5 protein-coding genes are annotated in these 6000 nt (G+C 45.0%); 3 read left to right on the plus strand and 2 right to left on the minus strand.

What is annotated here, in order from left to right:
- Positions 1–141 precede the first annotated feature (141 nt).
- Positions 142–1677 carry a M57 family metalloprotease gene (locus tag LZD49_RS34270; RefSeq protein ID WP_234672998.1) on the minus strand — a complete coding sequence of 512 codons (1536 nt, stop codon included), beginning with the start codon at positions 1675–1677 and terminating at the stop codon, positions 142–144.
- A 361-nt stretch (positions 1678–2038) separates the two neighbouring features.
- On the opposite strand from LZD49_RS34270, the gene LZD49_RS34275 reads away from it, so the two are divergent.
- Together LZD49_RS34275 and LZD49_RS34280 are read left to right on the plus strand one after the other, a co-directional pair.
- Entirely contained in the window at positions 2039–2968 is a 930-nt protein-coding gene (locus tag LZD49_RS34275; protein WP_234672999.1) for an alpha/beta fold hydrolase, read from the plus strand.
- 22 nt (positions 2969–2990) lie between these two features.
- Entirely contained in the window at positions 2991–3893 is a 903-nt protein-coding gene (locus LZD49_RS34280; protein WP_234673000.1) for an AraC family transcriptional regulator, read from the plus strand.
- A 498-nt stretch (positions 3894–4391) separates the two neighbouring features.
- Here LZD49_RS34280 and LZD49_RS34285 read toward each other — a convergent pair whose 3' ends face one another.
- A complete protein-coding gene (locus LZD49_RS34285; RefSeq protein ID WP_234673002.1) occupies positions 4392–4895 on the minus strand; it encodes an ankyrin repeat domain-containing protein in 504 nt (167 codons plus the stop codon).
- Positions 4896–4903: 8 nt separating this feature from the next.
- Between LZD49_RS34285 and LZD49_RS34290 the strand changes: the two genes are divergently transcribed.
- Positions 4904–6000 (plus strand): transposase (locus LZD49_RS34290; RefSeq protein ID WP_234673003.1); only part of this gene is annotated, 1097 nt, incomplete at its 3' end.

Consider the following 6000-nt stretch of genomic DNA (forward strand, 5'->3'; position numbering starts at 1 on the left):
TAAATCACCTTGTCCCCTTCCATGCGAACATCCCCTTCCATTTTGGAAGGGAATGCAGCCGGCTTTTCAGATTTAAAGAAGTTGTTAATCCATGAAGTCAGTTTCCTGATCATTTTATTTAAAGCCGGAGGGGTTAGCTATTTAATATTCCATGACCATTCCAAGATTATTAATGACCGCAGGTCCCATGCCGTTGCCGTGGGCTGTAATGGCTACGCCGCCTCCATCTAATTGCACCCAGCAGCCATTTTCATTTTTTTTGACCGAGTAGCCTCCAAGAACCGCCGTTTGACCAATTGCATATACCGAGCCATTACCTCCGGCTGCTATGTCCCTGCCAAATGCGCCGGTATCGTCCATAGATGTTCCGTTCGATTTCAGGATTTTATTGGCATTGTCAATGGCCCAGGCAACACCGGTTGAAGACACCGCGATGCGTACCGCGCCCTTCCCGGGCATTTGGTTCCACTGGTTGTTTTTCCAGTATTTGATCGCAAAACCGCCAGGGGCGGGTACTGTGCTGATAATATGTACCCCGCCGGTAGTCCCAACGGCAATATCGAGTGCGCTGCCTGTCAGCTTTTGCCACTTGGAATCAATGCTCATTTTATAAATTTCCCCTTTATTATTTACAATCCATGGCAGGCCGTCTGGGCCTACGGCTATCCGGAGAGCTCCTCCCGGAACCGGCAGGAATTGATGTGTCACATAGTTATACCTGTTGATTGCATATCCTCCGCTGGCTGGTGTCTTACTGATCGTCCACAGCCATTGAGTCTTGCCCGACGATGCTGCGATATCTGTGGCCTGAGTAGGATAATATTTCCAGGTATGTTGCGGATACATGGTTGCCACTGCTTTCATGTCGTATTTACTGAACCCTTTCCAATTGCTTACCGACGAGTTCATCACCGAATATTTATCCATAATGGGTGTGTCGCAAACCTGAACCTCAAGGAGACCTGAGAGTTTGTCTGTGTGGGTGAGGCCGATTGAATGACCCAGCTCGTGGGCAATGGCCAGCCGCTTTTTAGATAAGGGCATTATGCTCTCGGCATTGTAATAAATATTGACTTCCATGCCGCCACCTATTGTTCCGTCCGAGTTTGGTAGACATTGACGTGCTACCCAGTTTGGCGATCCATCGGGATTGGGGAAACCATACTGGGCAGTTATCCGGATGTCAGCCTCATCAAGCTTAGTTGTTTGCTGAAAATGCACCTTTGTGTCAGGTATCGCATTCCAATCTTTCATTGCAAGGACGACGGCTTCATACCAGGGCGTGTAAATGCTCGAAGCAACGTGAACCTTGATGTCTTTCACAACTTCGTCTTTAAGCAACCACAGGAGTTGCCGCTGGTTTACCCTTGATGCCTTATCGGCATTGAGATAACCTTCGGCACTGCTTCTTGTCACTTTAATGTCACCGTCGATGATGAATGTCTTTTCATTCAGATCGTAAACAACTTTATTAACAGGTGCGCCGGTAAGGCCGGCCAAAAAACTGCTGAGCGCTTGCAGCTGCGGATCATTGCCGGTCTGTTGGGAAATGGATGTGTCCGAGGTGATGTCCGGGTCTTTACAGCTTTGAAAGAATATAAGCAAAGCGAAGAGCAGCATTGCCCGGGAAATGATGAATAATGATTTGGAAATTTGAGTTAACATTAGATTTTTCATGGCATTGACTATTAAACGGATAAAGTAATGATTGATTAAAACTGCCTCAGAACCGGGGAAATCCTTTTCTGTGAAGGCAATGCAAACGTAGGGCTGATCAAAGCCAACAGCAATTTTTTTTAGGTATACAATAGGTATATCAGCCGGGCTGCTGACCGTATACAAAAGGTAACCAATCGAATTACGGCAAGTCGCGTTTAGACGTGAATGCTTGTCATGCTCTTTACTTCCCCCTGACATCCTTCATCAGGTGATGGACCCCTTTTCCGGAGTCTGGCTACGCAATGCCCCGATTTCACTACGCCGGGGAGCTGAAAGCTGATGACCTTTGCCTATATCAAAATTCAAAATCAATATTAAAATGAAACAGTCACAAACACCCATCATGACCTTTAGTCCGGTTGTAATATCGGTGCCCGGCCGTCACGTAGACCTTGAAATGAAAGTTTCTGCTCCTGCTAGCGGAAACAACCTGCCGGTTATTCTTCTTTCACATGGGCATGGCCCCTCTAACTTTCTCTCTTCGTACAGAGGATATGGCCCCATTGTAGATTTTTTTGCGGCAGAAGGGTTTGTTGTCATTCAACCCACCCATCAAAATTCCAGAGCACTTGCGCTTCCGTCATCCCTTCCCGAAGCGCCTTTGTTTTGGAGTTCACGGGCAATGGACATGAAATTTATCCTTGATCATTTATCCGAAATTATTTCAACAGTACCTGGGTTAACGGGAAGAGTCGATAAAGCAAAAGTTGCTGCCATCGGCCATTCCATGGGCGGCCATACCGTTGCTATGTTAGCCGGCATGGAAGTGACCGACCCTGCAACAGGTGAGATAGTGAATTCCGCAGAACCAAGATTAAAGGCCCATGTACTGATCGGCGCGAGCGGTGGACCCGAAGGATTTAACGGAGTAAACAGACAGCACTATCCTGTGTTGGCGGCCGGCAATTTCAGCACCATGACTTTGCCAGCCCTCATTGTGAATGGGGATAAAGGCAAAAACCTCATGTTTTCTGATGTGGACAATTGGCGTGCGGACGCTTATTATCAAAGTCCCGGCCCGAAGGACCTGCTGACCGTGTTTGGCGCCGAACACATCTTTGGTGGCATATCAGGTTATGATGCCCGCGAGACAAGTGATGAAAATCCGGAGCGTGTTGCCTTTGTATGCGAAAGCATTCTTGCGTATGTTCGGAGTACATTCGATCCGAACGATACAAGTTGGGCAGACGCCAAGAAAGCCCTTAACGGCGTACCAGGTGCATTAGGCAGCATTGAAAGTAAATTATAAAAGAGACATTATGAAGGATGAGATGTCTAACCGTAGATTCCATTCCTTATCAAGGCTGCATAAGGCGCTGGGCATACCGGCACCTATGCACCCATTGGTAAGTCTAATCAATAATGCTGCAGGGAACATTCCACTGGAAAAACTTCCCAGTCCCCACATTCTAAATTTTTACAAGATCTCCTATAAGATGAACTTCCAGGGAAAGTTCAAATATGGGCAGCATTACTACGATTTCGACGAGGGAGGAATGTTTTTTGTGTCACCTAATCAGATCACAGGAGGCCACGCACCACTCAGTGATCAATCCGGTTATACTTTACTTTTCCACCCGGATTTTTTACTTGGTTATGAACTCGCCAAGAAGATCAAAGAGTACGGATTTTTTTCCTATTCCGTCCATGAAGCGCTGCACTTATCGGAAAAAGAAAAAACCACGATCATTTCTGTTTTTGAAAGTATTGGAGAAGAATTAACTGGCAGAATTGATAATTTCAGCCAGGACGTTGTTATTTCTCAGATCGAATTGCTGCTGAATTATGCCAACCGGTTCCACAGCCGGCAATTCATTACCCGTAAGGCGGTAAGCAGTGATCTCCTTCAAAAGGTAGAAGACATTTTGCACGCTTACTTTCAATCATCACCCACCAAAAAGCAGGGACTTCCAACTGTCCAATTTCTGTCTGAGCAGTTGAATGTCAGTGCGAGTTATTTAAGTGATATGCTGCGATCACTTACTGGGCAAAATACACAACAACACATTCATAACCACCTGATTGAAAAGGCAAAGGAACAGTTATCGACGAGCGATGCTTCGATAAGCGAAATAGCGTATGAATTAGGGTTCGAACATCCCCAGTCGTTTAGTAAACTTTTCAAGCTCAAAACCAGTGTGTCGCCTTTGGATTTCAGGCGTTCCTTCAATTAAAGCATATTCGAGTACAGTACACCATTATCGTTAAGGCTAATAATGTGTAGAAGCAAAAAAGCCCTTCAACGAAAGTTGAGAGGCTTCCGTACCCGGAGCCGAACAAATGTCGAACCAATTGCTGGTTGATTTACAAAAGTTGTCAAATATAAGTATCTAAAAATGAGATTATTATTTGTTTTGTAATTTTATTGACGTGTCCTGACGGCTGCTAAAAATCCTCGTATGTGAGGGCGTGACACAGACGGTGTAACAGCTGCCCGAGGTTATTAGGATGTGACTTTTCAAAATATAGATGGGCATCTTCATGCCGTCTCCTCTGAGCGCCAGGAAATATGGCTACACACATGCAAGTGGCTGTTCATGTAGCCAAATAGAAGGATGCAGCGCCCTCCGTCTCAAAAAATGAGGGTGGTTGTTGCACAACTCTAAGAAAATTAGCAAGGTACATTCTTCGCTGAAAGCTTAAAAGAATTGAATTATGTCATAGTTAGAAATTTATTCGGCGAGATCACGAGGGGATATCCCGGAGTGGTTTTTTGCGTTCGCATTTGCACCCGAGTTAAGCAATAAGGAAATTGTCCCACCTTTCCCTTCTGAGGCGAATACGGCACGCCACAATGGAGTGTTACCGTAGTTATCGCAAATTTCTGGGTTCGCGCCACTTTGTAGCAGAATACAAATCGCTTCTAGATTATGAGCCTGAACTGCGTGATGTAAGGGTGTCCATCCATTTTTATCTTGTAGGCTACCGTCTGCACCAAAGGAGAGTAAACTTCTCAGCATCTCGATATTATTTGCCACTATGCTATGGAAGACTAGCGACCTGCCATCTCTGTCCACGAAGTTTAAGTATTTCTTAGCAGTATCGACATCACCTTGATCTATCGATTTGATCACATCAGCAGATAATTTTTGGCTAGATTTCTTCATTTCTAAATAATGTATTTCACAAATAAACCGACGTTTTTTGGCTATAAATACAGTGACTTGGCACCACATTTTCTTCTTTGAAAAGTTTCAAAAGCTCACTAAGTTTTGTAACTTCAGGAATGCAAGGAAGGAAAAATTACTCGGAAAAGTTGTTCATCAGCTTCCAACTTTCAGATCGCGTTCCTAAGAAAAATTTTTACCGACGACTCAGGGAAGCTATCGACTTACAGTTCCTGCACAAGGATACTCTCGACCTATACGGTACCACTGGCAACCCGTCGATCGATCCGGTTGTATTCTTCAAATTAATGCTGGCTGGATATCTGGAAAACATTACATCTGACCGCCGTCTAATAGAGAACTGCTCCATGCGGATGGATATTTTGTACTTTATCGGCTATGATATTGACGAACCGCTGCCGTGGCACTCGACTGTTAGCAGAACTAGGCAACTATATCCCGCTACGCTCTTCGAGTCGTTGTTTGAGAAGATATTTGTCATGTGTATTGAAAAAGGAATGGTGGCGGGTCACACTCATGCGGTTGATTCCGCTCCTATAAAAGCAAACGCTTCAATAGAAAACCTGGAATTAAGAGTTCCGGCACAGGCAATTAAAGCGCATCTTACAGCAGTTGACTCCGACAATCCGGGTGAAAAAGAAGGTGACCAAGGTGACAAGACAGCAATGACTGCCAGTCCAAGTCAACTTAAACGCCTGGCAAAATATCAAGACAACTTAAATGCTACCAGGGCAAATCGACCGGGAGCCAAGAATGAGAAAGCGCAGCTGTTAAGCAATAAAACGCATTACAACCCGCGCGATCCAGATGCCAGAATTTCAATTAAACCGGGCAAAGCCAGAAAACTTAATTATCACTGTTCAATGTCTGTTGACGCTGCCCAGGGGGTGATAAGTCATATTCAGGCCGACTTTGCTGACGGTCGGGACAGCCAATATTTACCTAGAATCGTTAGTGTTTTGCAGGATAGACTCAGGAGAAATCATCTTAGACTAACTGATCTGATGGCTGATGCTGGCTATTCTAACGGATACAATTATCAATTCCTGGAAAAACGGAAAATCACCGGATGGATCCCAGTCTTCGGAAAGTTCAGACCGAAGGTGGACGGCTTTGATTACAATAAGGAGACAGATCCCTACACTTGTCCTAA

The organism is Dyadobacter sp. CY261, from assembly GCF_021440085.1.
Taxonomy (GTDB): Bacteria; Bacteroidota; Bacteroidia; order Cytophagales; family Spirosomataceae; genus Dyadobacter.

Excerpts from the sequence above, each read along its gene's own strand:
- LZD49_RS34275 (WP_234672999.1), top strand. The coding sequence starts at position 2,039 with ATGAAACAGTCACAAACACCCATCATGACCTTTAGTCCGGTTGTAATA.
- LZD49_RS34280 (WP_234673000.1), top strand. The coding sequence starts at position 2,991 with ATGTCTAACCGTAGATTCCATTCCTTATCAAGGCTGCATAAGGCGCTG.
- LZD49_RS34285 (WP_234673002.1), bottom strand. The coding sequence starts at position 4,895 with ATGTGGTGCCAAGTCACTGTATTTATAGCCAAAAAACGTCGGTTTATT.
- LZD49_RS34270 (WP_234672998.1), bottom strand. The coding sequence starts at position 1,677 with ATGAAAAATCTAATGTTAACTCAAATTTCCAAATCATTATTCATCATT.